This window comes from Deinococcus indicus (assembly GCF_002198095.1).
Lineage (GTDB): Bacteria > Deinococcota > Deinococci > Deinococcales > Deinococcaceae > Deinococcus > Deinococcus caeni.
Genome location: NZ_NHMK01000020.1, coordinates 104,613 through 128,474, shown reverse-complemented (window position 1 = coordinate 128,474; position 23,862 = coordinate 104,613). Strand labels below are relative to the sequence as shown.

Below are 23,862 nucleotides of genomic sequence, written 5' to 3'. Positions count from 1 at the left end.
GTCGCATCCGCTCGGATTGAACGGGCTGTGCAGCCCATTCAATCGGAGTCCGTATCAGGAGCAGTTCGCCACAGGAAGCGCCTGCACGCTCTGACGCACCGGACTGACCGTACCGTCCGACGACTGCGCCTGCACGTCCACGAACGTCGCCCCCTTGACCGTGAACGTATTCACGGGCGTCACCACGATTGCCTGCGCGCTGATGCCGCCTTTCCCCACGCTCAGAGGCGCAGTGTTCGGGCCGACCACGAACTCGAACACAGAGGGAGAATCCGAGTACATATCCCCCAGTGGTGCCGAGTAGACCGTGCGTGTCTGCCCGGAATCCCGACCCACCAGACGCGCACCCACCAGATCAACCGTACCGTCCCAGTCGAGCGTCACGCTCAGGCGCGTGTTCCAGTTGTCGCAGATGATCGAAGTCCCTTTCGGGTAACGCGTTCCCGTCGCCGTGTCCACGTAATCAGACGGCAGCGTGTACTGGCTCTGATACGAAAGCAGGCGGAAATTCCGCACGGGATCGGAAGTGCCGACCACCACCGTCACTCCGCAACTCGCCAGGATGCCCGTCAACCCGATTGCCGCCAACGCCAGTTTCTTCATGACTCTCACTGTGCCCCCCGAACCTGACCGGGATGTGATGAACTCCTCAGCGAACCTGAGAACAGACAAAAGCCCCCGCACGAAGCAGGGGCCGGTGTGGACAGGTCAGGCGATCAGACGTTCTCGCCCGTTTCGCCCGTCACGGTGCAGTTGCTGTACACGGGGACACGATAACCTAGCGGACGTCCGTTCCCATCAAAGGAGTAGGAAGCTGTGCCGGTATTAACAGTCAGAGCTGCATAGAATTCTCCAACCTGATTGGATGCTGTAACTGTCTTTACCTTGACGGGTGCGGGCCTAACGATAATCGACTGGGGCAGAAGCGGGCCAGTGGTCGAGTTCGCATTGAATAGCGCCCGGTAGGTGTTGGTATCAATTTTTTCCAGTTCCTCGTTCTTGAACGTGGCCTTGAAGTTGTTGTCGTACTGGCTCGTGTTCACACCCTTAAGCTGGACATCGACGGTGCTAATACCTCCGGAGAGGACAAAGCGCACCCCCACCTGTGTCTGAGCATTACGAACTCCATTGCCACTAGTATTGTTGCAGGCAACGAAAGTATTTCCCAGCTTGTATTCGGTTCGCATCTCTTGGATGAAACCGCTTCCGCTGCCGTCGGGGGCGATGCCGGCGCTTCCGCACGCTGCGAGGATTCCGCTCAGGCCGACTGCCGCTACCAGAACTTTCTTCATGGCTCTCACTCTGACCGTTCAGTCTGATCCGGGTGTGACGGGCCGCTGAGGAAACCTTCAGTTCCGTGAATCCGGCGTGGCAGGGTAAGGGGGCGGCCCACCGCCGGACGTGCCGGGGTGGGCCGTGTGGTGCGGGCGGGTCAGGCCATGCTGAGGGGGGCGCTGAGGGCGGCGGCCTGCGGGTCCAGGCGCGGCACCTGCGGCAGGGGGTGGCCGTCCGGGCCGAGGACCGTGCCGTACATCATGTGCGGCGTGGCGTGATCGATCCGCACGGGGTACACGCCGGGGCCGGTCGCGCCGATGGCGGCGGGGACGATGGTGGGGTGGTTGCCGCGCGTGTGGCCTTCGAGGAAGCCGTCACTGTGCGCTTCGCCGCGAATCAGGACTTCCTGGGTGGTGCCGACCTTGGCGGCGTTCTTGCGGGCGCTCCAGTCCTTTTGCCTGGCGATCAGGCGTTCCAGGCGTTCGGTTTTCACTTCGCGGGGCAGGTCGTCGAAGTGCTTGTAGCTGGGCGTGCCGGGGCGGGCGCTGTACGCGAACATGTACGCGCTGTCGTACCCGACCTCGTCGTAAAGGCTGAGGGTCTGCGCGAAGTCGTCCTCGGTCTCGCCGGGGAAACCGACGATGATGTCGGTGGCAAGCACGACGTGCGGGAGGTGTTTCTTGATGTCCGCGACGTGCGCGAGGTACTGCTCGCGGGTGTACTCGCGGGCCATGCGGCGCAGGACGCGGTTGCTGCCGCTCTGGACGGGCAGGTGCACGTACTCGCAGATGGCGGGCGTGTCGGCCATGGCGGCGGCGACGTCCTCGGTGAAGTTCATGGGGTGGCTGGTCGTGAATTTCACGCGGCGCACGCCACTGCGGCCCACGAGTCGCAGGAGGTTCGCGAAGGTGGGGTACCCGCCCAGTCGGGCGCCCTGGTCCACGCCGTACGCGTTGACGTTCTGGCCCAGCAGCGTGACTTCCTGCACGCCCGCTGCGAGTTGCAGGTCCAGTTCCCGCAGGATGTCGTCCGGGTGGCGGCTGACCTGCGGGCCGCGCGTGGTGGGGACGATGCAGTACGTGCAGTGGTGGTCGCAGCCGCGCATGATCGTCAGGTGCGCCTGCAACTGTCCGGCCGGGGCGGGGGGGACGTGGTCGTGCAGTTCGTCCCGGAACGCCAGTCCCCAGAAACGCTCGTTACTTTCCAGTGCCTTGCCGATGTCCAGCAGGCTGCCCGGCCCGAGCAGGATGTCCACGCCGAACTTGCGGGCCATCTGCTGCCCTTCTTCCAGTTGCGCGAGGCAGCCCATCATGCCGATCACCAGGGGGCGGCGGGCCTTGATCTTGCGCAGGTCGCCCAGCAGGCTGCGGACCTTCTCGACGGGTTTCCCGCGAATGGCGCAGGTGTTCAGCAGCACGAAATCGGCCACGTCCACGCTGTCCACGATGTCCGCCCCGAAACTCACGAGTTGCGACTGGACCAGATGCGTGTCGTACTCGTTCATCTGACACCCGTAGGTAACTATGTGGGCACGCACTTTATAGAACTCCAGTTGTGGTGAAAGCGAAAGACAGCATGGCCGGAATTCTAGCCGCTTCCCCGAATTTTGAATGTCACAGCGCCGCCCACGTCCAGCAGCACCGTGATCCCGGCCGCCCGTAACGCTTGCCCTAGTGGCAGGTTCGCCCGCTGTTCGAGCAGGGCGGCCTGCCACGCTTTCACGTCGAGGGCCGGCGCGGCCGCCGGAACCTCAAGCAGTCGGGCGCGGGTGGCATCGATGCGGCGGCGTTCGGTGGCCAGCTCCTCCGGCGTGATGGCCCCGGCGCGCAGGGCACCCTTCCAGCGGTCCCACTCGGCGTCCAGGCGGGCCAGCGCGCCGTCCTGGGTACGCGGGGTGGGTGCTGGTGCCTGCACGGCCTGCATGACCGCCCTGTCGTCCTGTGCCAGCGCCGTCAGGGCGTCCTCTATGACAGCGTGCACGTCCTCAATCCGGTAGTAGGTGCGGTGCTCGCAGTGGGCGCCCTCGATGCGCAGGGTGCCCCGGCAGTAGTAGTACCGCAGCTTCTCCCCACTCTTCAGTTGCTGCACGCCCGTGCTGGTGATCACGCTGCCGCAGCGACCGCAGCGGGCCACGCCCTGCAGCTGGTAGATGTGCGCCTGCGTTCCCGCGCGCCCCTGGTTGCGGTGCCTGGCGTGCACGGCCGCGTTCACCCGCTCCCACTGCTCCGGTGTCACCAGCGGCTCCACGGGGATGGTCAGCCGCTCCCCCTTCCGGGCGAACCCGTACTCGCCCTTGTACACCGGATTCCCGATGATCTTCAGCAGGGTCGTTTTCGTCCACCGCGGCCTGCCAGCAGGGGAGGGGACGCCCTCCGCTTCTAGGGTGTAAATGACCTGGTTCGCGCCCTGCGTTTCCATCTGCTCGAAGATCCATCGCAGCCGCGGCGCGGTCTCCGGATCCGGACGGCCATCCTTCCACCCGTAGGCGCGGATGGGCGCCACCGGCTGACCCGCCCGCACCTTCGCGAGCTTCCCGCCGTACATGCGCTTGGTGATCCGCCGGCGTTCTTGGTCGGCGATCACCGCCCGGATCCCGAAGCCCAGGGCGTTCGTGTCGTCTTCCAGGTCAAGGCGGCCTTCGCCGGCGCTGTGCACCTGCAGGCCGACCGCCTGTAACGCCTCGAGCATCATGTAACTGAGGGGCACATTGCGCGCCAGGCGGTCCTGCACGCCCAGGATCACGGCGCTGTAAGCCTCCGCATCCCGTAGCAACTGCTGGAACTGCTCCCGGTCGTCACTGACACCCGTGATCTGGTCCACGTACACCCGCGCCACTGACAGGCCCAGGCGGGCCGCGTACGCCCGGCACTCGTGCTCCTGGGACTGCAAGCCGAACCGGTCAGGCCCGGCTTGCAGCTTGCCGGAGACACGGAGGTAGATGGCAGCAGGGAGGGTGTGCCCCAGCATGCTATTCACAGATCAGTTGAAGCGGAAGCCGAACAGTCCGCCATCGTCCACATGATCGTAGAGAATCGGTTGAACGATTTCTTGTTGGTAAGATTCCTGGTCCTCTAATTGGTCTGAGTTGAGACAGACGATGTATTGAATTCCATATTCATTACATAAACTTTTGGCTACAACCAGAGCTGTTTTGACTTGGCGAGGGTCAACCCCGTCAAAAATATGGCTATCATGCACTAAGCACTTCGGCCCCTCTCCACGGATTGCCATTAAAACGGCTACCGTGAGGTCAAATGTGAAGATCTGCATGTTTTTTATGCCTTTGCTTCGCTGTCCAGATTTCTTGATGTTAATATCTGGTCCATTTTCTGTTTGCCCAACGACGAGAACGCCTGACTGCTCGTAGAGTTGATTAGATATCTCTTGATAAAGCGAAACTGCGTTCATTATATCTTCGCTCTGCTCTGTATAGTTGATGAGCAGTCGGTGGGCTAGTCGAGCACGCTCTTCATCGCATTCTATTTTGATAAGGGCGATTTCTTGCGCTTTCTTTAGCTGCGTTGTTAAATACTCAACTTTCCCTTCTTGCTTCGCCATTTCTCTGTTTAATTTATTGTATTGATCTAGCCCGCCAGACGCTTTCAGGACACCGAGAACCTCTGCTTGTCTGGAAGCAAGCACCCGCTGCTCCGCTTCTCTTGCGGAAGCTCTCTGCTGAATTTGCCCTATCTCTTGCCTGAGATATTCTTGTCGATTCCGCAAAACGGATTCGTGAAACTCTTTGACTTTGGAAAGGCGCTCAAGAACATCTTCCTTAAAGAGGGATTGCACCTGCGTTATAAAATTATGAAGATTGTCTGATTCTCCTGCAACAGCTTCTGATTGCAAGGACTGATTTAGGTTTTCAAGTCGTATGGCGTCTTGTGAGTGCTCGTCTGCGATTGCTCGTAACCTTCTCGTAATTTCATCTGCTTCGCGTTCCAATTCTCTATATTCTGGCAGTAATTGGAAGCTTTCAATGCTTTGCCTCATCTGCCTCAGTCGACGCTGCTCAATTATAGTTTGACTCCGTAGTTCATCTTCTTTGGGGAAAACATCTTTCAGATCGGCGTTTTTTGCCATGCTTTCGAAACTGGATACCGTCTTAAGTTTTTCGCTAAGAATCATCCAGTCTCGAGCGATTGTCCAATCTAAACCAAGAAAGTAGAGCATTGCGGCCTGTTGAGGCAGTTTGGACTGCTTGGCCATTGATTCAGAAAATTCTCGAAAAGCGCCGTCGGCTTGTCTCCGAATAAGGTATCCGTACAGAATCCTTGAACTAAGGCAGTGTTTAATCTTTTTTGAGCAGTCAATTTTAAAAACTTCTTTAGTCAGCAAATCGGTCCAATCTTTTAGACTTCTATCGGTATATCTTCCGCCCGTTGAAATCAGCATCCCGTCCTCTTCAGGTATAAAAATCGGCCTTAGAAGGGATATCACTTTAGGCGCCTCTGTATCGCGAGTCACTTGCCACACTTGGCCTGTGAAGGCAAATTTCCCTGAGAACTTAACTTTTTCCAGCTCCGCCGATCGAAATAGGGAGCCGGGCCCCACGTTTGCCCCAAGAAGAAAATGTATTATCTCCAGCAGGCTAGACTTACCTACGCCATTGCGCGTATCTTGATTTGTTGCCTTCGAATGCTGCTCTGCCAAGACAATATTAAGGCCTGGCTTGAACTTCATGGATTTGTACGTCGGGAGCGTACTAGTGATCTCTAAGATCATGGAACCCTCCTAACAATCTTGCCACTCTTATACTCGACGTGGCCGAGGCAAAATAGGAGATCAAGGGTAAGTACGAACCATTCGTAAGTCACCATTGCCTTTCCTTGACGAGTTTTCTGAAACTCTTCCCAAAGTTTGGACACTGGTTTCTCCCGACCCAATAACATCATGACCTCAGCCCCAAGATTTAGAAGCGAGCGGTCAGTGTTGAGGTATTTGGTCGGTAAGATCATCCTTAATGTCCAGTCCAGCCTGCCGGCGGGCGGTCAAAAATATCGCAATGGTGGAAAAGATAGGATAGGACGGCGTGCACGGCCAACTGCTGCTCTTCGGATAGGGGTGGTGCAAGGCGATGACGGATAAAATCATACAGGCGCCAGTAGACTGTTTCAGCACTTTGGACAGGCTCGTCCTGTTGACGAATATGCTGATACTCCTCGCGGAATTTTTCCGCCATTTGCTGACCTAGCAGCGGTTCGGCACTTGTAGCCAAGTATTGCCCTACCCGGTTAGATAGCCCTTTGCCCTTTTCGATATAATCCTGAATAGAAGCAGGAATTCTGTTGTATGCTAACTTGGTGGGGGGTACCGGGTCAATGTTTTCCATATCGTCGATGGCGATATCTGAGTTGGCAATTGCCTTAATTACAAGCCCAATAGTTGGCAAAGGTAAATCGAAGCCTAACTCCCTCACCATTATCGGGGGGGGGCCAAGCCACTCGATAAGACTTGTCCTGGGCATCGTCAGTGCAAGTGAAACCATCCCAGTCATACCTACAAAATCAATCTTCTTGCCATGGGCTTTTTGTAGGTCAAGAATTAGCTTCACTGTTTCTTTGTTCGCCCCATCGTCTTTGGGGTGGCAGAAAGAGAATTTCCAGATATCGAAATCCTCACCCCAATGCTGGATCGCTCCTTCGTAGTCCTCACGTATTTTCCTATTCATTGTGGCTGTATCATTAAACTTTGCCGGTGCGTAGCACTGATAAAGATGCCGGGTCTGCATAATAATGCCGTCATTTTTGTTATCCCCGGCAGCACTAGAGACTGGCATAAAGTCGCCAGGGTAACAGCGAGCAAGAATATCTCCTACGAAATTTTCGTAGTCGTTGCCATAGGATCGGAGATATTGGTTTTGTAGCCTCAGGGTAAAGACTTGTATCTCGACATCGTTCAGTTCGCAAATTAGTTGAGTCACTATTGCCTCTCTTGGCGGGCGACGGTTGCGATGGTCGTTTTCGGCGGCCGGTCAGTTCACAGTCGTTTGCCCCTGGGTTGGTGGTAGTACACCCTTCCTATCACGGTGGCTTCGTCTGGGCGTGTCGGTTTGTAGTCGGTGTTGTCGCTGAACAGCCACCAGTCGGTGCCGAGGCGGCGGGCACGTTTGACGACGATGCCGTTTCCGTGCAGGTGGACGACGTAAATCTTGTTTTCCTGCAGCTGCATGTCGGTGGGGTCGACGTACAGGCGGTCGCCGTGGCGCATGCCGTCGGCGTCTCCGTTGTTCATGCTTTCGCCGTCGACTTCCAGGCAGAGCATGTGGGGGCGGTACTCGCTGTCGGTGGGGTACTCCCAGCCGATGATGCGTTCGTCTTCTTCGTCGCTGACGGGTGCGCCGGCGGAAGCAAGGCCGATCACAGGGACTCGGTGAAGACTGGGCACAGGGGAGAGGGTCTGACTTGGTGCTGCTGTGGGCGTTGCAATGGACAGTCCAGTGCGTGCTGCCCATTCCTCAGGTGACACTGCATAGATGCGCCGCAATACGTCCATGCGTTCGCCGCCGAGCGAAGCGAGAGGTTTGATGCCTCGCTCCAGCTGGGACAGATAGGACTGACTGATCCTTGCCCCCAAATCGCGGGACTTCTTGTCCACTTCGTCCTGGCGCAGTTGCTGCCTGTCACGCAGGTCTATGAGCCACTCCTGAATTTTCCGGGATTCATTGGTCATTCCTACCGCCAGTAGTGACGGCAATATTGCTGCGAGCATGCCGTCTATTACGGCAATGCTACCGGTAGCGTTCCGACACCCCCGAAAACTACTCTAGTGATATTGACGGTAATATTACGAGCGTGTAGCTTAGGGGTATGGCTACGTCGAACCGGATACGGGAACTGATTGCTCGGAAGGGGGAGACACTGGCGCAAGCAGCTGTGGCAGCGGGAATTACCGAAAAGACCCTGAGGAATGCTATAAACGGCAGACCCACTCACCGCTCCACGAGACGCCTTATAGCCCAGCACTTGGGACTGCCCGAAGTGGATATCTGGATCACTCACGCCAATCGGGATTACTACAGTAATGCGGATCTGAGCCCGCAGCAGGAGCCGAACCATGAATGACGCGCTTTCCCCCTCCCTGCCGTACCCGGCCGCCTTGCTGGACGCTGCTTGCCCGGATGTAGCGGTTTCTCCGGCGCTGGTGCGGGATCTGCTGCTGTACCTGCGCGCGACAGCCCATCACAGCGTGTGCCTGGGCGCGACGATCACTGCTGATCACCTGAGCAGCTTGGCTGACCAGCTGGAACAGGACGTGCTGGCCAGCGCTGCTCCCATGAAGCCGATGACGGACACGGAACTGCTCGAGGAAGCAGGGCTGCGGGGATGAAGTCCGGCAGAGGCTCCCGGCGTGAAGCCGTCCGGCCGTACTTCGCGGGCGTGATCATTGAGGGCGTCCCCGGTGGCGGCACGATGGAGGAGGCCACCCGCCTCGTGTCCGAGCGACTGGTGCGGCACGTCCTGGCCAATCCGGTCGTTCCGCCCCCGGCTCCTGCAGAGGAGGCTGCGGACTGATGCCGGACCCTGGTCATCAGGAGCAGGAGCGCGGCGGGAAACAGGAAGCACCGGCCGGGCAACTGCGTGACGTGTCCGCTCAGGAATTGGACGCCGCTCTGCCTGAGTACTGCCGCCTGTGCTCGCCAGAGGACTGCTGCGGTGGGGCACTGCTGAAGAGGGGAGCCCTCTGAACGCGCCCCCTGCCGTCGACGTGGACATGACGCTGGCGTGCTGCCCGGCCTGCTCGCACGAGCGGCTGACGATCAGTACTGAGCAACTGGCGCGCGTGGGCGTGACCCGCCTGGTCGTGACGTGCGCCTGCTGCGCGTACGTGGAGCCGCTGGGCTGGGCAACGCGCCGCGCGCAGCACCTGTTCCCGTGGGCGCTGCGCCGCTGGGGGCTGCAGTGAGACCTGCCGTGCTGACCCTGGTGCTGTGGCTGGAGGTATTGACGGCCGTGGTGGCCCTGGAAGTCCTGGTGCTCCCGGAGGTCGTCCGACTGGTGCTGTGGGGATTGGTGGCCGCGGGTGCCTGCTTGGCTCTGCTCAGTACGACCGAGCTGCTGCGCGGCGGTCGTGCATGACCCGGCACGTACAGGTGCGCGGCCCGCCCGGCCGGGTGGCTGCCACGTGTGGAGGGTTGCTGCTGTGACCTGACGTTGCTGCCCCCTCAAGTTCCCCACCGACCCCTGGTGGGCGTCCTGCCCCTGTGTCCACGTGTGGACGCCACTTCATTGGTGTTCCCGTCGCGTTTTCTCGTTACTTCCCGCCCGCTGTGTGGGCGTCCCAAAGGAACTCTGATGATCGACTTTCCCCTGCCCCCTATGGACGGCGTGTTCGGTGACGTACCGGACGCTGCCCGTATCGATGTTGCTGAACTGAACCGCCTGGACGCCCTGATCGACCGGGCGACGGACGGCCTGGATCTGGATGAGCTGGACCGCCTGGCGGAGCGCGTGGCGGGCATCGCGGCGCGGCACATGGCGCGTCTGAACGTGATCCGCGCGGTGCGCCGCGTGGACCGCCTGCTGCGCCTGCGCCGCGCGCAGGTGTCCCGCCGGCTGGCCGGGAAGGTCGCATGAGCGCCCAGAAGTTTTTGGACAGGCTGAAGGCGAAGGGCCTGCTGCCCTCGGCGCCCCTGTTCGCCGAACCGACCCCACCCGCTCTGATCCCCCCAGCGCAGCCGGAGCGGCCACTCGTGACGGCGGCCGCGCTGAAGGAGGTCACGTTCCGACCGGAAGCAGGGGAGGTGCAGGGGGCGCGCGTGTCGATCAGCGGCCCCAGTCCCCTGATGGTCGAGGCGTACCGGGACCTGCACGCCACGGCCGACCGGATCGCCGAGCGCGCCACCCGTGACCTGAAACTTAGCCCTGGAGCCCGCCGGCTGTACTCCCTGCTGGTCCTGTGCGCGGTCGGGAACGCCCGCTCGCGCGGACTGGCCCGTGTGCCCGACGTGGCGGAACTGCACCTGCCGGCCGAACTGCTGGCCCTGATCCTGGGTGTCGACCGTTCCACCGTGTGGCGCTGGGCTGGGCAACTGGGGCAGGACGTGAACCGGGAGACGGGCGAGGTCCGTGGCCACCAGCTGGCCGTCAGCTGGGATCACAAGACCGGCAACCTGCCGCCCGCTGCTCAACGACCCGCCAAAGACGGGGCAGAGGCGGCCGGGAAACGCCGCCGGCTGCGCGCCGGGGTATCCGATGGCCTGCTGTGGGCCGTGAGCCTTACCGGGCCGCGTGCAGGCCTGCGGGTGTCCCGTGAAGCCCTCGCGCACGAGTGGCGGGACCTGTGCGCGGACAGCGTGGCCGCCAGCCGGTACAAGGGTCAGCCGGAAGGGCTGCGCACCGTCTACGCGCTTAAAAATGCCGGGTTGCAACAGTCATGTAAGAGCCTAAAGGCGATTGAAGGAGCAGAGATCGCCGTGCGCTGGACTGTTAATCCGGGATTCAAATCAGAGTCCCCGTTAAACATGACTGTTGCAACCCGTGGGGCCGCGCTGGGCGCTGTCTGGGACGTGCAGAGTGTCCGGGGACTCCGGCGGCACGAGCAGGCCTCTGCCGTGGATGCTGCGGCCCAGTACCTTGCCGCCCTGTACGGGGATTCGGGCAGCGTGAGCATGTACCACTGGGTGCTCTGGCGACTGCTGCGCCTGGACACCATCGGCGTCAACCTCTGGGACGTGGTGCTACTGACCATGGACCAGGTGCGCGGCGACCTGGCGGCCGGTGACTGCACGAACGCCGGCGCGCTGCTGATGTGGCGCCTGAAGTCCGTTCCGGAAGGGGGTGGGCAGAGTCTGTGGGCGCAGCTGAAAGACGCGTACGTGCTTGCCCCGCGGGAGTCGGTGTGGGCATGACGATGTGGCGGCCACCCACACGCCCCACCCGTGACGACCACATGTGGATGCCACTTCTTTCCTCTCTCACACGCACTGGAGGCACTGCATGACCACTGACGATCAGACCCGGAAACCTGCCCGCGCGAAGGTCCTGAAAGGCTCCAAGCAGCCCCCTGTACACGTGCAGGGCAAACCGCAGGAACCGGGCGTGAAGCGCGCCGGGAAAGGCTGGACCTCCCGCAGTGGGGGAGGGAAGGGAACGCCCGCCGCGCGGCCCGGCGGTCGAGGCCGGATCTACCCGATTCAGGTGGTCACCACCCGCTGGAAGGATTCCCGTACCGGCAAGTTCGTGAAGTCACCGAACGAGGGCACGCCTCTGCGCCTGAAGGTGGCGCGGCCGCGCGCCGGCGCGAAGGACGGCATGGTCATCACCCGCACCTTCAAACGCGACGAGGCAACCGGCATGCGCGTCCCCGTCCGCTACAAGGTGCAGTACCTGGAAGCGCGCGAAGCCCACCGCCGCGGCGAACTGGGGACCGCCGAACTCCGTGCCCTGGAAGACGACCTCGCCGATGGCCTCATGTCCGAAGAGGGGCAGGCCATCATGCGCCAGGTCGAGGCGGCCCAGCACAGTCAGGAGATGCACGCCGCCCACCGCAGCGACAAGGCGAAACGCGCGGCCGTCACGCGCAAGGCGAAGGCTGCCACCCGGAAGCACCGGTCGGCGGCCGCCATCCAGTCCGACCACCTGAAGATCCAGGCGGACCTGCAGGCCGCCCGCTTCGCCCTGAAGACGGCGCGCACCCCGAAGTCCGTAGAGGCGAAACGCAAGCGGATCCACAGCCTGACCATCAAGGCCGCGAAGCTGCGGAAGGAAGCGAAAGCCGCCGGGGTGAGCCTGTGAGTGGCACCCACGTGTTCTGCCCCCCTGCTGTACCCCTCGCTGCTTCTCGCAGGCCCCTTCTTGGGCATCCTGTGACTTCGTTTTTCACCGTGGAGGAAGTACTTTGAGTGGCACCCACACTAAGAAGCGTTCCATCAAGAATCCCGGTGCGGCCCGCTTCAACCGGATCTACAGCAAGCGCACCCCCACGAAGGTTGAATCGCTCAGCGATCAGGAACTGCTGACTATCCTGCTCGGCAACCCCACGGCGGCCGCCAGTGTGCTCGAGGAGATAGGCGAACTGGGCCATTTCAGTCGAATCGGTGAGGGCGCCGGAATGATGCACCGACCTGGGATCAGCAAGGGAACGGCATTGAAGTTGGATGTGTTGTTTGAAGTGAGTTGTAGGCTGGGTTGAAATAGATTGCTATCTTTTTGTATTTATGGAGCGATTCGCTATTTCAGGCTTTTAATTTTTTCAACTATTCTCTGCCTATTTAACAAGGCTAGCTTGCCGTACTTTTTTGGTAATGGAGATTCGTGGAAATATTTTTCCAGTTTATTTTGCTCATCCAGCTTAAGGTAACACATAGTTGCTATAGTGAATCCTCTAGGTTTGAAGTAAGTAGCGGAGTTGGAGGGATCATCATATATCCTATGGTATTCTTTAATTTTATCAAAGTTGCGGGCGAGATAACCAAGTAATTCGCCAATACTTTTAAATCCGGCTTCATTAATTAAATGCGTGTTGATATTGCCCGCGTTTTCAACCACCGTGAATCGAAATTCATTCGCAATCCTATCTTCTAATTCTTGGAAGGAGGAGTTGTTTTTCAATTCGTCTAAAGAGACCTTATCTAGTTTAATGCCATTGGCATCTATGTTAATTTCTCTTCTAACCTTTTCTTTATACTCTAATATCTGCTTACCAACGTCATTAAAGTTTTTATCGGAGACCTCAAGCAGACTTGCTACTTGTGAAAATGTCCTTCTGATCTCTCGTGGAACATCATCGCGGCTCTTATATCCAATCGAATGTTCTATTTCTGCCCAAGCATGCTGTAATATTGATCGAACCTGAATTTCGAACTTTCGCTTGGTTAAATGCTGATACTCAGGCATAGACATTCTGGAATGGTTTATGGATGCTACGTAATGCAATGAGAGGTAGCCGAACTTTTCTGGATCTATAGATTTACGCTTGTCTATTGAATTCTCTTCATCTATATCGAATTCTCTTTCTATTATTTCGGCAATTTCATCGACCTGTTTTTCGAAGAAGGTTATGATTCTGATTCCGATTATGTCGGTCATGTCTTCTAAAGAGGAGTATTTATTTTTTCTAGTTATTTTTTCCGTCGTGCTCTCCAGAGTTTTTACTCGAGATGTTATTAGATGGATCTTGTGGCCTTTTGCGGATATTAAATTTGATAGAAGCGATTTAACTGTGGCCTCAAGGAGAGTAAAATCGTCAATATGCTTTTTGTATATTATTGGAATCTCTTCAGGTGTGAGTAGTGGCATGCACTCAACAATACGCACATTTGCAAAGTCGATTTGGGATTTCGCCTAATGCTCATACTGCGAACTTTTCCCCGTAGAATGGGGGCATGACGGTCGGTGAGACAGGGCAGAAACGGGGCGAAGTTCGTGGTCACTCAGACACTGCGAACTCTGTCCCGTTGGCGGATGTGGCCCGCGAGATGGCCAGGTTGTGGCGACGGCACCACCTGACGTACGACCAGACCAAACACGTGGTCGAGGCGGCCCGCAAGGAACTGAAGCTCACGCCGCCCCGCCAGCGGCAGCGGACGGTCGAGCGGCTGGACAGGGGAGAGATCGACGCGCTGATCGATGCGGCTTACCGGCAGTCCCCCCGGTACGGCCTGCTGGTGAAGACACTGTTCTATACCGGCGCACGGGTGAGTGAACTGGTGAACCTGACACCCGGTGACCTGCACCTGAACCTGGAACCGCCACAGATCCGGATTGCCGTGGCGAAGGGAGGCAGTGACGGGTACGTGCCGGTCCTGCCGGCGCTGGCGCAGGAGTTGCGCACGTACCTCGGCGGCCGCGCCGTCGGGTACCTGTTCGAGAGCAACCGGCACGACGCCTACACGCCGCGCATGGTGCAGAAGATCGTGAAAGAGGCGGCGCGGGTGGCCGGGATCGACAAGCAGGTCACGCCTCACCGCTTGCGGGCGAGTGTGGCCACCATCCTGCTCGATGCGGGCATGCCGCTTGACCAGGTGCAGCGCTTCCTGCGTCACAAGCGGATCGCGACGACGCAGATTTACGCGGAAACCAGTGTGCGGAACATGGGCGAGTCATACATGAAGGCCCTGAAATAGAGGGTCGAAAAAAGTATTAAGACGCCTTCATAAACCCTGTTCAGCACGGCAAAGAAGTGGCATCCCTCAGTGGGTGCCACATCAAGTATCCCTGTCGTAATCGTCCTGCAGCCCCTGCTATGACCCTCCTCGATGCGAGTGAACTCTGAAGGCGGGCAGGCGGCATGACCATGACCGCCACGAGCACCAACGCGAAGGCTCCGGCCGGGCTGTACACGGTCCCGGTCGGGAGCAACGAAACCCTGCGTAAAGGGGTCGCCAAGCTGCAGTTCAAGGTCACCAGTCCGGTGATGAAGAAGGCCACGGCCTTCGTGTTCAGCAGCAAGACCTTCTGGGACCGTGTGGCTATTCCCGCCATGAACGCTGCCCTGAAGGCCAAGGGAGTCACCAACCTGCGGTTCCCCTCGGGCAACTTCTACGCGGACAGCGCCGGCGTTACGAAGCAGGCGCCGCTGGCGAAGGTACCCGCCGGGTTCAAGTACTACCCGCGGAAGGGGTACGACCCCGTGACGGGCGTTGCGTTCCTCTGGGTGGTGGTCAGCTGATGGCCATCCCCATGCTGCTGCAGATCATCATCGGTGCGCTGTTCGCTCCGTCTGTCCTGAAGGGGTTCGGTATCGATCTCACGGGAGCGGACGTCACGAACGGTGTGTCCGGCGCGGCCGCGGCGCAGAACGCCACGCCGGCGCAGGGCGGGCAGCCTGAGCCTTCGAAGCCGCCCACGACAGCGGAGACCATTAATGACGCGGTGAACAAGCCGTCGTCTCTGTTCGGCATTGCGGCCATCGGGTTCGTGACGGTGTTCGTCATTGCCCAGGTGCGCGCCGGGACCCATGAAGCGGTGGAGACCTCCAAGGATCTCTACAGCGCGGGAAGCAGTGCCAGCCGCTCGCTGGCCAATGCGGACGGCAGCACGAAGAACATCAGCCGGCGGGCCAAGGACTGATGAGCTTCAAGGACGTGGCGGGCAAAGCGCCGCTGCAGAAGGGCCTGTACCGGGTGGAGGTCCCGCTGTTCGGGGTCGAGAAACTGCCGTTGCGTTCCCTGGCCACTTCTTCCAGGTCGTGGGGCGCCGTGATCGGCACGCTGGAGCACGCGCCCATCCTGGGGTCCAGGTTCGCGTTCAAGTTCCCGAGAACAAGCACGCTCAATCCCTCCACGGGACTGGATCAGCCGGGCGGTGCGTACCTGGTGCGCAAGGGGTACGACAGTGCCCGCGGTTCGTTCTGGTGCCTGATGGCCGTGACGTCCGTGAAGCCGGGTGCACTGACACAGGACCTGTACGAGCGGGTCCTGAGGCGCATTCCTGGCGTGCTACCGCTGGCGCTGGGGAACGATTCGGCACGACTGCGGTCGCTGGGTAAGTCGGTCGGGTATCAGCAGTTCGTGTCGAGTGGCGCCGTGGCCCCTGGTTACCAGACGCCCAGCACTCCTGCGCCCAGCACCGGCGTGAAGCCGATTCCTGCGCCCGCGCCCACCCCGGCGCCCAAGCCTGCCGGCACGACCAGCGCGCCCAAGGCTGCCCCGGCCAAGACCGTCACGCAGACCGCGAAGACCGCGACGACGAAGGTCGTGCAGGCCACCAAGACTGCGACCGCCAAGACCGTCCAGACCACGAAAGCCGTCACGACGAAGGCCGTGAAGACGGCAAGCACCAACCCGGTCGCTGTCGTGGCCGCCTGCGTGGCGGGCGTGCTGCTCCTGAAGTACCTGCAGGCCGGGAGGGGGACCTGATGGCCATGAATCCTGATCGTCTGTCCGGCCGGAAGGCTCCGGCCACGCCCGAGGCTGCCCCGGCCGCCCCGGCTACTCCCGCCGCGCCTGTTCCCACCCCGTCCACTCCTGCGCCGCCTGTCACTGCGCCGGCAGGGGAGCCCTTCACGGGGCTCGATCCCCTCACCCGGTCTCTGATCGAGGCGGCCCCCCTGGTGGCCACCACGCCCCCACCCATTCCATCCCAACCCTCTCCACCCACACAGCCTGACCCACAGCGCCCTCCGCGGCGTGGGATCAGCCTGAAACAACCAGCGTTTCTGGTCGCGTTGGGTGGCACGCTCGCCGCTGGTCTGCTGGTCCTCACGGGAGCCACGAGGCACCGCCGCGCGGTCACGGGTCATCCCGTACCGGCAGGCCAGGGAGCGCGCGCGTCCACACCCTCCACTTCACCCATCCTTCCCGCTTCCGTGCCGGCCCCGGCCGCGTCATGGCTGACCGCCGGAGGTTCAAGATGACCGCCCCCACCACTGCCCCGCAGGACCTCATGCCGCCCGGCCCGCCCCCGCCGATGCCGGACGCCCCGCCTCCGCTCGCGCCGGAAGTTACCGGCCCGGTTCCAACCCTCAGCGACGTCGCCCTCTCCGGACCCGCGAAACCTACCGAGGCCGAGACGGAGCCGGACGCGCCGCCCATGACTCCCGAACAGATCATCGGGGTCGTAGCGGAATTCTCCGCCTTCGGGCTGCCGGGCGGCCTAGCGGACGCGTACAAGAACGACTTCAAGTCGAACCCCATCGTGCAGCTGGGCGTGCAGATGAGCGGCCTGACGAACGCCCTCGCCGCCTACGGCATGACTGCCGGCGGCGGCAAGATGCCCGAATGGCTCAGCGTGGCGCTGGGCGTGGCGGTCCTGGGGTACGGCATTCAGACCACCAGGAGCAAGTATGTCCCCCATCAACTTCAGGGAGATCCCGCCGGAGAAGCAGCGGAAGCTGCTGCTGGTGGGTTCGCTGGCGCTGGCCTCGGCACTCCTCTTCAGACGACAAATATCGGTTTCAGCGGAACTGGTACGGGAGGCGGTGGTGACTAAACCCCTCCCCCCCAAACGTGACCCGTCCACCCCCACCCCGGCCGGGCGTCTGTTCTGGCCAGTGGACCTGTCCCGCGTCCGGATCGGCCCCAAGTTCATGGGTCACGCGGCCCTGAAGACCTACCGCCACGGCTACGGGTACCACACCGGTCTGGACTTCCTGACCAGTGCGGTCGGCCTGAAGGTCGTGGCCATGGCGGATGGCGTAGTCGTCAGCAGCACACCCACGGCCAGCCGCTACGGCTACGGGCACAACGTCCTGATTCACCACCCCGCGCTGGGCGTGTGGACGCGCTCTTCGCACCTGTACAGCCGTGACGTGAAGGCCGGTGACGTCGTGACCGCCGGGCAGCAGATCGGGCGCGTGGGCGACAGCGGCACTGACAACGTGCACCTGCACTGGGACGTCATCAAACTCGCCCTGCCCAACCCGCGCTTCAACCCTCACAACCCGGCCACCGGTGGCGTCCGCACGCCCCTCTCCGGTCTGGATCCCGTCGAAGAAGCCCTGGTTCGCAAGTACTTCCAGGACCCGCTGGCCTTCCTGAACGCCCGCAGCGCCCTGAACCCCGTCACACAGAAGGTAGCCCACGCATGAAAGACCAACTGGAACACATCGTCCTGACGACCCTGGCCGCCTACGGCCTGATCAAGATCTTCGAAGGGCTATTCGAGCGTCCACGCCCCACCGTGATCGTGGTGCAGGCGGACGAGGACTTGGTGCGCGACCTGCTGGACGAGGGCGACGGGGACAGCTGACATGGCCGGCCGCGGGTACCTGAACATGCTGATCTGCGGATCTTCCGGCAGTGGCAAGAGCCACTGGGTGGACGAGGATCTGCTGCCCGCCCTGGAAGGCCGGTACCGCCACCTGGTGATGATCAACACCACCGAGGAACTGTCACGGCACTGCGCCCACCGGGAGTACGTGGGCGAGGAAGAGCAGCTGAAGACGTACGACGTCGAGGGCCTGGCCGGGCTGATCCGCCACCACCGCCGCGTGTTCTTCGAGGTGGCCGCCGGCGAGAACTGCAAGGCCTTTCTGGAGACGCTGGGCAAGGCGCTGTGGCTGCTGGGCCAGTACAACACCGACGTGACCGAATGCCTGGTCGTCTACGACGAGACGCACCTGTTCCTCGCGAAGAAGAGCATGCCGTCCTCGATGGCCCGCCTGGAAACCGAGGGCCGCAAGTTCGGCTTCGACCTGGTGAAGATCACGCAGACCCTGCAGAGCACCACAGGCGAAACGCTCTCGCACCTGGCCATCAAGCAGGTGAACGTCCTGGTCGTGTTCAACATGACCGATTTCAACGACCGGCGGCGCATTCAGGCGCTGTTCCCGTCCATTCCGGATCCGGAGACGTTCGCCCGGCCGGATGACGGGCAGCCGCCGGAGTACGCGGTGCGGGACAGCAAGCGCGGCCGCACGGTCGTGATCCGGCGGGACGGTCAGGGCGGCCGCGTCGCTCAGGCCGCCTGAGCAGGGAAGGAGGGCGCATGAATCAGCAGGAACTCAAGCACATCTGGGAGCAGGCCAAGGTCCTTGCCCGTGAGGGCATCGAGCACGCCTGGAACGCCCTGCCCGGCGCTGACGGGCCGGAGCGCGAGGAGTTCGCGCTGGATCTCGTGATGCCCCGCCTCGAGGCGGTCGATCACGTGCTTCCCGTCATCGGGAAGTACATGGATCTGCCGCTCGTCGACTGGGGACAGCGGGCGGCCGTGCGGCGACTCATCCAGGCACTGGTGCGGCGGGAATTCGCCGCGCAGGCCATCGAAACACTCAAGGAGAACGCGTGATGCAGAAACAGCAGTGGCTCAGTAAACCCGACGGCAACATCATTGAAACCCTCACCGATCCCCGTGTCCTGTCCACCGCGGCCGGCGCGGCCGCAGGCGCCGTGCTGGAAAAGCAGCTGTGGACTGGCATGCGCGACACGTTCGGCGTGGCCAGCCTGGAAGGCGGCCGCCTGAAGTTCTACGCCCCGGACGCCGACGGCAAGGCCGGCGCGGAAGCTCCCCAGCTGGGCATGAACCGTCAGCTGGCCCGCCTGGGCATCGTCGTCGCGTGCGTGGCCGGCATCGAGTACGTCCCCAACGGCAACGCGCAGTACGCCTTCCTGGGCGTGGCGGCCGTCGCCATGGCGCATGTCCTGCAGGACGTGTTCCCCGCGATCCGCTGAAGTTCCCCCACCGCCATCTCTGCCAGGAGGCAACCAGCATGCGTAAAACCAGCATCACCAGCCAGAGCAACCCCAACATCGTGACCCTGACCGCCAACGTCGCCAGCACCAGCACGCCCGTGGCCCGCATCACCGTCCCGCGCGGCGCGCTGTACCGCCTGCACAACCAGAACATGGTGCGGAACGCCCTGGTGACCGGCACGTACATCATCCTCGACCTGCGCGACGCGGCCGGGAACAAGATCAGCGGCGCCAGCAAGCTCCTGGTCGCCACGCGTGGCCCGGCCGACGAGTTCCCCAAGTTCCACCGCGCCCTGCCGTACAGCGTGTGGCACGACATGGATACCACCCAGCAGCGCAACGAGGACTTCAAGGCCACCATCATCGGGCAGACCGACCTGAACGTCGGCCCCGGCATCGAGATCCCCGAGGCGCACGAGCTGCTGTTCTACGTCGAGGGTCCCCAGGTCGTGGACTGGGGCAAGAGCTTCTTCCAGGTGGACTTCGAGGAGCTGAACTGATGACCGGCATGCCCTTCCAGGCGCTGGCCACCGCCGCGCGCCTCAGCCTCACCGCCGACCGGCTGAAGCCGGCGCAGCAGGTCCTCGGCCTGCAGAGTGCCGTGGCGTACTTCGACGGCCCGCTCGGGCACCTGCTGCTGTTCCGGGGCGGCGAGAACTTCCGCTTCTACCTGAAGGGCCGCCATGAAGTGGGTGTCGCCGGCGGCACGGCGGCCGGTGCGTTCGTCGTGGACCTAGCGGCCGCCGGGCACGCCCTGATCAGGTCCCCGCGGCCCGGCGCGGCGTTCCCGAACTCCTACCACCCGGACGTCCTGGCGTACACCAGCGCGGACGGCGGCACCACCTGGCTCTCCGCGCCGGTGGCGGCCGTGGACTGGGCGGCCGGGACCGTCACGGTCGACCGGCCCGGCAACGCCACGCGCGTGGCCGTGTACTTCACCACCGGTGACGGTGAGTTCGAACTGCGCATCGTGCGGCCCCTGGGTAGCGACGTCGCCAGCGCCAAGCTGTTCGGCGGCGCGCTGCGCTCCATCCACGAGACCGACCAGACGAACGCCCGCAGCGCCCCTACCTTCGGCAGTGAAGGCCGCGAGTACCCGCTGCCCCCGCAGTTCCGTCTGGAACTCGCCGTGCGCAGCCGGACGCCCATCGTGTTCGACCGGTACGCGCAGCACGAACTGAGCCTGCCCGTCTTCGACACGCCCATCCGCGTGCTGGACGCGGCGCAGCTGAACGCGCAGGCGGAACTCAAACTGCGCGGCGGCACGCTCTAAGGCGCGTGGGCGTCAGCTACCAGGCCACCCGCGCCTACGCCGAACAGGCGGCAGCTGCGGGTGAACACAAGCCTCTCAACACAGGGACAGGGAGCAACATGGAATGGCTCGCAGCAGTCGGTGCCCTCGCAGGTCCCGTGGTCGGAATTGTCGATGCCGTCACGGGAACCGGCGCGGCCAAAGCGCAGGCGGCAACGGCCGCCGCGAACGCCCAGGCGGCCGCCACCAACGCGCAACTGGAACGCGACCGGCTGGCCGCCGAATCCACCCGGCAGGTCATGACCTACGCCCTGATCGGCGTGGGCGTCCTCGTCGCCGGGTTCGTCGCGTACAAGGCCGTGGCCTGATGAAACGCCCCGTCCTGGTCGTGGCCCTGCTGGGCGTCCTGACCGCGGGCGGGGTGGCCCTGGTGGCCTCCCTGCCCCGCAATCGTCCTGCGGCTCCCGGTGCGCCCGTCACACTGCCTGCCGGCGCGAACAGGACCCTGCCGCCCGTCAGTGTCGGCGTGGCCACCGGGTACGCCCCCACGGGCCTGATCGACACCGGCCCCGTGGACTACAGCTACATCGGCCCCGGCTGGGCGTACGCCGGCGTCAGGAAGGACTGGTGAAGTGTGAAGCAAGGTGAAGTCATGGTCGCCGCCAGCGTGTCCCTGGGCATGCTGATCCTCGCCGGAGCCGCCGTGGGTGGCTTCGTCCTGGTGAAGAAGAGCCAGGATGCACCGGCTCCGTCCACTGTCGCGACGCCCGCCCCGGCCCCCTCCGGAAACACCCTCCCAGTCGGGAACGGCGTGGTCGTTCCCGTCGGCAGCAGCAACGCCGGCTGGAGCGCGCAGCAGGCCCTGGAAGCCGAGCGCGCCCGTGAGGAAGCGTGGCGCCGGGCCGACAAGATCAGCGGGCTGGAACGGGATCTCGCCACCGCCCACAACGAGATCAAACGCCTCACCGACCAGCTGAACGTCATCGACGGGCAGCCGGTGGATCCCACGTTCCTGGCCAGCGTCGCTGACCGCGAGTGGGCCACCTGCAGGAACTCCGGCGCGTGGCTGACCCAGGCGGCTCGCTGCAACAACGGGAACATGGAACCCCGGATCCGCGCGGCCGTCACCAGCGAGTGGGGAGCGCGCACCGAGGCGCAGAAGCGGCCCCTCCTGACGCGCCTGAGCGAACTGAACAGCCAGCAGCTCAGCCTCATCGCCAACCTGCGCGACCTGGGCGTCATCAAGCAGCCCGTCGCCGTGAGGACCACATGACCAAAGGCAACACCACACTGCTCATCGCGGGCGGAATCGCGGCCCTGGTGGCCGTCGCGGCCGCCGTCGTGCTCCGTCCCACCCCGGAAGGGGAGACGGGTGAGCCCGTGAACTTCTGGGAGAAGACCCCGGACTTCAGCGTCCACAACGGCCTGGCCTTCCACGGGTACGGCAGCCTCGTGGACCGCTGGGTGAACGGGATCCTGCCCGGCAATCCCCTGGCGCCCATCTCGGGCGGCTACTACGGTCCCAGTCTCACCGACAAGTACGCGGGCCAGTACACCACGCCCCCGGCGACGTCGAGCCCCATGGACCCGGCCACTGCCTTCACGCCAGCCGGCGGAAGCTCCGGCACGGCCGGCAGCAGCTTCGGGGTGGGGTACAAGCGGTGAAGACCCTCGTGTCGACCGCTCTGCTCTTGGCGGCCGTCGGTGCGGGCGCGGCCGGCGTGTCCTACCTGCTGCGCAGGAACAGCGCCGCGCTCACCCCCAACCCGGTGGTGTCCACACCATCTCCGACCCCTCCGGTCACCACGGCACCCATCGTCACCGCGCCGGCCCCCATGCCGTTCGCGCCGGAGCCGGGCCGGATGACCATCATGCCCGTCGCGCCCCCCATCCCACTGACCGACCTGCCGTGGGCCGTCGTGGGGCAGACCAACCCGCCCGCGTCCCCTCCGTCGGTGCGTGATCTGCTGGTCGACCAACTGAAGGACCGCTCAGGACCCGGCCACTCCATACAGCCCGTGTACCAGGAATTCCGCACGGACGTCGCGCCGCTCGACCGAAGTCGGCAGGCCTGGCTCGATGTCGTCAGAACTTCCCCGCTCGAAGCGTAGGTGACCCCATGAAAGAAGGAACCGGACCCCAACTCATCCGCCAGGGCGCGTACACCGCCGTGGGCACCCTCCTCGTGTACGGCGTCGTGGTCCTCACCATGCGCCTCATCGAAACGCGCCAGCCGAAGAAAGCCGACTGCGGCTGTGGCTGCGGCGGCACGAAATAACCCCCTCACCTGTCAGGAGCCCAATGCAACGACCTGTTGGCCTGCTGCTCATCGCCGTCGTTGTGATCATGCTCGCCCTCGCCGGCAACAGCATCTGGCGCAATGCGCCCCTCGACAGCACCTGGAGCCTCTTCCTCGGCGGTGTGATCACCGCCGCCTTGGGAGTCCCGGAAGTCCTGAACCGGCGCAAGGAAAAATCCGCGCCTGAACAGCAAGGAGAAGAATGAACCTGCTCGTTTCCATCATCCTGACCCTGGTCTATGCCCTGGTGCTGGCCTACTGCGCCCGCAACGTGCTCTTCGTGCTGTCCGGCACCGCCCGCAACTACGCCGAATGGAGTCAGGGTCTGGGCGGGTTCCTGTACTTGGTGGCGGTCGTGGCCCACCACCTGCACGCCGGCACAGGCATCAGCTGGGTCGCCGGATCCATCGGGTTTGCCCTGGTGGTCCTGCCGGACGTCCTGCACTGGCTGGCCCCCAGGCTCTACCAGCGCCTCACGGAGAACTGCTGATGTTCCCGGACTTCACCAAGTACATTCCCCTGCTGCAGACCGGCCTGGACGACATGAAGAACTGCCTCGCCCACCTCTACGCGGAAGCGAAAGCCACCCGCGAGGCCACCCAGGCGCAGCAGCGCGCCCTGGCCTTCGAGTTCGGCGTGGTGGACGTGCAGGACAGCGCCCGGATTGCCCCGCGCCGCCTGAGCAGTCTGCCTGTCATCGTCGAAGCCGTCACGGACGGCCGCGCCGAAGTGGACGTCGAAGCGCTGAACCAGGGGCGCGCCGTCTCCCGCGGGTTCTACGCGAACCTCGGCGACAGCGCCTTCAAGGTCACCCTCGTCGGACTCGGCGGGCAGGCCAGCACCAGCCACACCGTCCCGCCGTCGACCACCATCACCCTGACCTGCCTGATCAGCAAGGTGATTATCGACGCCGGCCCGGACGGTCCCGCCACCTACCAGCTGTACATGCAGTGAGGGAACGCC

39 protein-coding genes are annotated in these 23,862 nt (G+C 62.6%); 30 read left to right on the top strand and 9 right to left on the bottom strand.

Annotated features, from left to right (window positions below):
- Positions 1–54: 54 nt before the first annotated feature.
- The 8 genes from CBQ26_RS13475 to CBQ26_RS13445 form a co-directional block, all read right to left on the bottom strand.
- Entirely contained in the window at positions 55–603 is a 549-nt protein-coding gene (locus tag CBQ26_RS13475; RefSeq protein ID WP_088249143.1) for a hypothetical protein, read from the bottom strand.
- A gap of 113 nt (positions 604–716) precedes the next feature.
- Positions 717–1,292 (bottom strand): hypothetical protein, encoded by a 576-nt coding sequence (locus CBQ26_RS13470; protein ID WP_229844052.1) that lies wholly within the window; start codon positions 1,290–1,292, stop codon positions 717–719.
- Between the two features lie 140 nt (positions 1,293–1,432).
- The gene (miaB, locus tag CBQ26_RS13465) at positions 1,433–2,812 is read right to left on the bottom strand and encodes a tRNA (N6-isopentenyl adenosine(37)-C2)-methylthiotransferase MiaB (protein WP_088249142.1); all 1,380 of its coding nucleotides are present in this window, start codon (positions 2,810–2,812) and stop codon (positions 1,433–1,435) included.
- A gap of 50 nt (positions 2,813–2,862) precedes the next feature.
- On the bottom strand, positions 2,863–4,242 hold the full coding sequence (locus CBQ26_RS13460) for a recombinase family protein (protein ID WP_088249141.1): 1,380 nt from the start codon (positions 4,240–4,242) through the stop codon (positions 2,863–2,865).
- A 12-nt stretch (positions 4,243–4,254) separates the two neighbouring features.
- Positions 4,255–6,000 carry a DUF2326 domain-containing protein gene (locus CBQ26_RS13455; protein ID WP_088249272.1) on the bottom strand — a complete coding sequence of 582 codons (1,746 nt, stop codon included), beginning with the start codon at positions 5,998–6,000 and terminating at the stop codon, positions 4,255–4,257.
- On the bottom strand, positions 5,997–6,233 hold the full coding sequence (locus CBQ26_RS23165; protein ID WP_088249140.1) for an ABC-three component system middle component 6: 237 nt from the start codon (positions 6,231–6,233) through the stop codon (positions 5,997–5,999). Before CBQ26_RS23165 ends, CBQ26_RS13455 begins: the two co-directional genes overlap by 4 nt.
- A gap of 2 nt (positions 6,234–6,235) precedes the next feature.
- Positions 6,236–7,198, bottom strand: coding sequence for an ABC-three component system protein (locus CBQ26_RS21385; protein WP_143342114.1), 963 nt, complete (start codon positions 7,196–7,198; stop codon positions 6,236–6,238).
- Between the two features lie 56 nt (positions 7,199–7,254).
- Positions 7,255–7,947, bottom strand: coding sequence for an XRE family transcriptional regulator (locus CBQ26_RS13445; RefSeq protein WP_088249139.1), 693 nt, complete (start codon positions 7,945–7,947; stop codon positions 7,255–7,257).
- A 137-nt stretch (positions 7,948–8,084) separates the two neighbouring features.
- Between CBQ26_RS13445 and CBQ26_RS23160 the strand changes: the two genes are divergently transcribed.
- The 9 genes from CBQ26_RS23160 to CBQ26_RS21370 all read left to right on the top strand — a co-directional run bounded on the left by CBQ26_RS23160 (position 8,085) and on the right by CBQ26_RS21370 (position 12,408).
- Positions 8,085–8,339: a helix-turn-helix domain-containing protein gene (locus CBQ26_RS23160; protein WP_143342113.1), complete on the top strand. Its 255-nt coding sequence runs from the start codon at positions 8,085–8,087 to the stop codon at positions 8,337–8,339.
- Positions 8,332–8,604 carry a hypothetical protein gene (locus CBQ26_RS13440; RefSeq protein WP_143342112.1) on the top strand — a complete coding sequence of 91 codons (273 nt, stop codon included), beginning with the start codon at positions 8,332–8,334 and terminating at the stop codon, positions 8,602–8,604. The genes CBQ26_RS23160 and CBQ26_RS13440 overlap by 8 nt, the downstream gene beginning before the upstream one ends.
- On the top strand, positions 8,601–8,789 hold the full coding sequence (locus tag CBQ26_RS21375; RefSeq protein ID WP_143342111.1) for a hypothetical protein: 189 nt from the start codon (positions 8,601–8,603) through the stop codon (positions 8,787–8,789). The genes CBQ26_RS13440 and CBQ26_RS21375 overlap by 4 nt, the downstream gene beginning before the upstream one ends.
- Positions 8,790–8,988: 199 nt before the next feature.
- Entirely contained in the window at positions 8,989–9,180 is a 192-nt protein-coding gene (locus tag CBQ26_RS13435) for a hypothetical protein (RefSeq protein ID WP_172418081.1), read from the top strand.
- An 8-nt stretch (positions 9,181–9,188) separates the two neighbouring features.
- A complete protein-coding gene (locus CBQ26_RS21950; protein WP_172418080.1) occupies positions 9,189–9,353 on the top strand; it encodes a hypothetical protein in 165 nt (54 codons plus the stop codon).
- 216 nt (positions 9,354–9,569) lie between these two features.
- Positions 9,570–9,851, top strand: coding sequence for a hypothetical protein (locus tag CBQ26_RS13430; protein WP_143342110.1), 282 nt, complete (start codon positions 9,570–9,572; stop codon positions 9,849–9,851).
- Positions 9,848–11,125 (top strand): hypothetical protein, encoded by a 1,278-nt coding sequence (locus tag CBQ26_RS13425; protein ID WP_088249135.1) that lies wholly within the window; start codon positions 9,848–9,850, stop codon positions 11,123–11,125. Before CBQ26_RS13430 ends, CBQ26_RS13425 begins: the two co-directional genes overlap by 4 nt.
- A gap of 88 nt (positions 11,126–11,213) precedes the next feature.
- Positions 11,214–12,011: a hypothetical protein gene (locus tag CBQ26_RS13420; RefSeq protein WP_088249134.1), complete on the top strand. Its 798-nt coding sequence runs from the start codon at positions 11,214–11,216 to the stop codon at positions 12,009–12,011.
- A 103-nt stretch (positions 12,012–12,114) separates the two neighbouring features.
- Entirely contained in the window at positions 12,115–12,408 is a 294-nt protein-coding gene (locus tag CBQ26_RS21370) for a JAB domain-containing protein (RefSeq protein WP_143342109.1), read from the top strand.
- Positions 12,409–12,446: 38 nt separating this feature from the next.
- Here CBQ26_RS21370 and CBQ26_RS13415 read toward each other — a convergent pair whose 3' ends face one another.
- Complete coding sequence (locus CBQ26_RS13415) at positions 12,447–13,514, bottom strand: GTP pyrophosphokinase (protein WP_088249133.1); 1,068 nt, start codon at positions 13,512–13,514, stop codon at positions 12,447–12,449.
- A 167-nt stretch (positions 13,515–13,681) separates the two neighbouring features.
- Between CBQ26_RS13415 and CBQ26_RS13410 the strand changes: the two genes are divergently transcribed.
- From CBQ26_RS13410 to CBQ26_RS13325, 21 genes are all read left to right on the top strand, one after another.
- Positions 13,682–14,341: a tyrosine-type recombinase/integrase gene (locus CBQ26_RS13410; protein WP_244898043.1), complete on the top strand. Its 660-nt coding sequence runs from the start codon at positions 13,682–13,684 to the stop codon at positions 14,339–14,341.
- A 164-nt stretch (positions 14,342–14,505) separates the two neighbouring features.
- Positions 14,506–14,886, top strand: coding sequence for a hypothetical protein (locus CBQ26_RS13405; protein WP_088249131.1), 381 nt, complete (start codon positions 14,506–14,508; stop codon positions 14,884–14,886).
- Positions 14,886–15,287, top strand: a complete 402-nt coding sequence (locus CBQ26_RS13400) for a hypothetical protein (RefSeq protein WP_088249130.1) — start codon at positions 14,886–14,888, stop codon at positions 15,285–15,287. Before CBQ26_RS13405 ends, CBQ26_RS13400 begins: the two co-directional genes overlap by 1 nt.
- Positions 15,287–16,075: a hypothetical protein gene (locus CBQ26_RS13395; RefSeq protein WP_088249129.1), complete on the top strand. Its 789-nt coding sequence runs from the start codon at positions 15,287–15,289 to the stop codon at positions 16,073–16,075. Before CBQ26_RS13400 ends, CBQ26_RS13395 begins: the two co-directional genes overlap by 1 nt.
- Positions 16,076–16,568: 493 nt before the next feature.
- Positions 16,569–17,147, top strand: a complete 579-nt coding sequence (locus CBQ26_RS21945; RefSeq protein WP_172418079.1) for a hypothetical protein — start codon at positions 16,569–16,571, stop codon at positions 17,145–17,147.
- Positions 17,140–17,745, top strand: coding sequence for a M23 family metallopeptidase (locus tag CBQ26_RS13390; RefSeq protein ID WP_172418078.1), 606 nt, complete (start codon positions 17,140–17,142; stop codon positions 17,743–17,745). The genes CBQ26_RS21945 and CBQ26_RS13390 overlap by 8 nt, the downstream gene beginning before the upstream one ends.
- The gene (locus tag CBQ26_RS21940) at positions 17,742–17,906 is read left to right on the top strand and encodes a hypothetical protein (RefSeq protein ID WP_172418077.1); all 165 of its coding nucleotides are present in this window, start codon (positions 17,742–17,744) and stop codon (positions 17,904–17,906) included. The genes CBQ26_RS13390 and CBQ26_RS21940 overlap by 4 nt, the downstream gene beginning before the upstream one ends.
- Before the next feature lies 1 nt (position 17,907).
- Positions 17,908–18,627 carry an ATP-binding protein gene (locus CBQ26_RS13385; protein WP_088249127.1) on the top strand — a complete coding sequence of 240 codons (720 nt, stop codon included), beginning with the start codon at positions 17,908–17,910 and terminating at the stop codon, positions 18,625–18,627.
- A 17-nt stretch (positions 18,628–18,644) separates the two neighbouring features.
- Positions 18,645–18,944: a hypothetical protein gene (locus tag CBQ26_RS13380; RefSeq protein WP_088249126.1), complete on the top strand. Its 300-nt coding sequence runs from the start codon at positions 18,645–18,647 to the stop codon at positions 18,942–18,944.
- Positions 18,944–19,327 (top strand): hypothetical protein, encoded by a 384-nt coding sequence (locus tag CBQ26_RS13375; protein WP_088249125.1) that lies wholly within the window; start codon positions 18,944–18,946, stop codon positions 19,325–19,327. Before CBQ26_RS13380 ends, CBQ26_RS13375 begins: the two co-directional genes overlap by 1 nt.
- Positions 19,328–19,365: 38 nt before the next feature.
- A complete protein-coding gene (locus CBQ26_RS13370; RefSeq protein ID WP_088249124.1) occupies positions 19,366–19,848 on the top strand; it encodes a hypothetical protein in 483 nt (160 codons plus the stop codon).
- Entirely contained in the window at positions 19,848–20,621 is a 774-nt protein-coding gene (locus CBQ26_RS13365; protein WP_088249123.1) for a hypothetical protein, read from the top strand. Before CBQ26_RS13370 ends, CBQ26_RS13365 begins: the two co-directional genes overlap by 1 nt.
- Positions 20,622–20,758: 137 nt before the next feature.
- Positions 20,759–20,968, top strand: coding sequence for a hypothetical protein (locus tag CBQ26_RS13360; protein WP_088249122.1), 210 nt, complete (start codon positions 20,759–20,761; stop codon positions 20,966–20,968).
- Positions 20,968–21,231 (top strand): hypothetical protein, encoded by a 264-nt coding sequence (locus tag CBQ26_RS13355; RefSeq protein ID WP_088249121.1) that lies wholly within the window; start codon positions 20,968–20,970, stop codon positions 21,229–21,231. The genes CBQ26_RS13360 and CBQ26_RS13355 overlap by 1 nt, the downstream gene beginning before the upstream one ends.
- 3 nt (positions 21,232–21,234) lie before the next feature.
- Positions 21,235–21,873 carry a hypothetical protein gene (locus CBQ26_RS13350; protein WP_143342108.1) on the top strand — a complete coding sequence of 213 codons (639 nt, stop codon included), beginning with the start codon at positions 21,235–21,237 and terminating at the stop codon, positions 21,871–21,873.
- Entirely contained in the window at positions 21,870–22,265 is a 396-nt protein-coding gene (locus tag CBQ26_RS13345) for a hypothetical protein (RefSeq protein ID WP_088249119.1), read from the top strand. The genes CBQ26_RS13350 and CBQ26_RS13345 overlap by 4 nt, the downstream gene beginning before the upstream one ends.
- Complete coding sequence (locus CBQ26_RS13340; RefSeq protein WP_088249118.1) at positions 22,262–22,711, top strand: hypothetical protein; 450 nt, start codon at positions 22,262–22,264, stop codon at positions 22,709–22,711. Before CBQ26_RS13345 ends, CBQ26_RS13340 begins: the two co-directional genes overlap by 4 nt.
- An 8-nt stretch (positions 22,712–22,719) precedes the next feature.
- Positions 22,720–22,878, top strand: coding sequence for a hypothetical protein (locus tag CBQ26_RS21935; RefSeq protein WP_172418076.1), 159 nt, complete (start codon positions 22,720–22,722; stop codon positions 22,876–22,878).
- A 23-nt stretch (positions 22,879–22,901) separates the two neighbouring features.
- Positions 22,902–23,105 carry a hypothetical protein gene (locus CBQ26_RS13335; RefSeq protein ID WP_088249117.1) on the top strand — a complete coding sequence of 68 codons (204 nt, stop codon included), beginning with the start codon at positions 22,902–22,904 and terminating at the stop codon, positions 23,103–23,105.
- On the top strand, positions 23,102–23,389 hold the full coding sequence (locus CBQ26_RS13330; protein WP_088249116.1) for a hypothetical protein: 288 nt from the start codon (positions 23,102–23,104) through the stop codon (positions 23,387–23,389). Before CBQ26_RS13335 ends, CBQ26_RS13330 begins: the two co-directional genes overlap by 4 nt.
- The gene (locus CBQ26_RS13325; protein ID WP_088249115.1) at positions 23,389–23,853 is read left to right on the top strand and encodes a hypothetical protein; all 465 of its coding nucleotides are present in this window, start codon (positions 23,389–23,391) and stop codon (positions 23,851–23,853) included. Before CBQ26_RS13330 ends, CBQ26_RS13325 begins: the two co-directional genes overlap by 1 nt.
- The last annotated feature ends 9 nt before the right edge of the window (positions 23,854–23,862 follow it).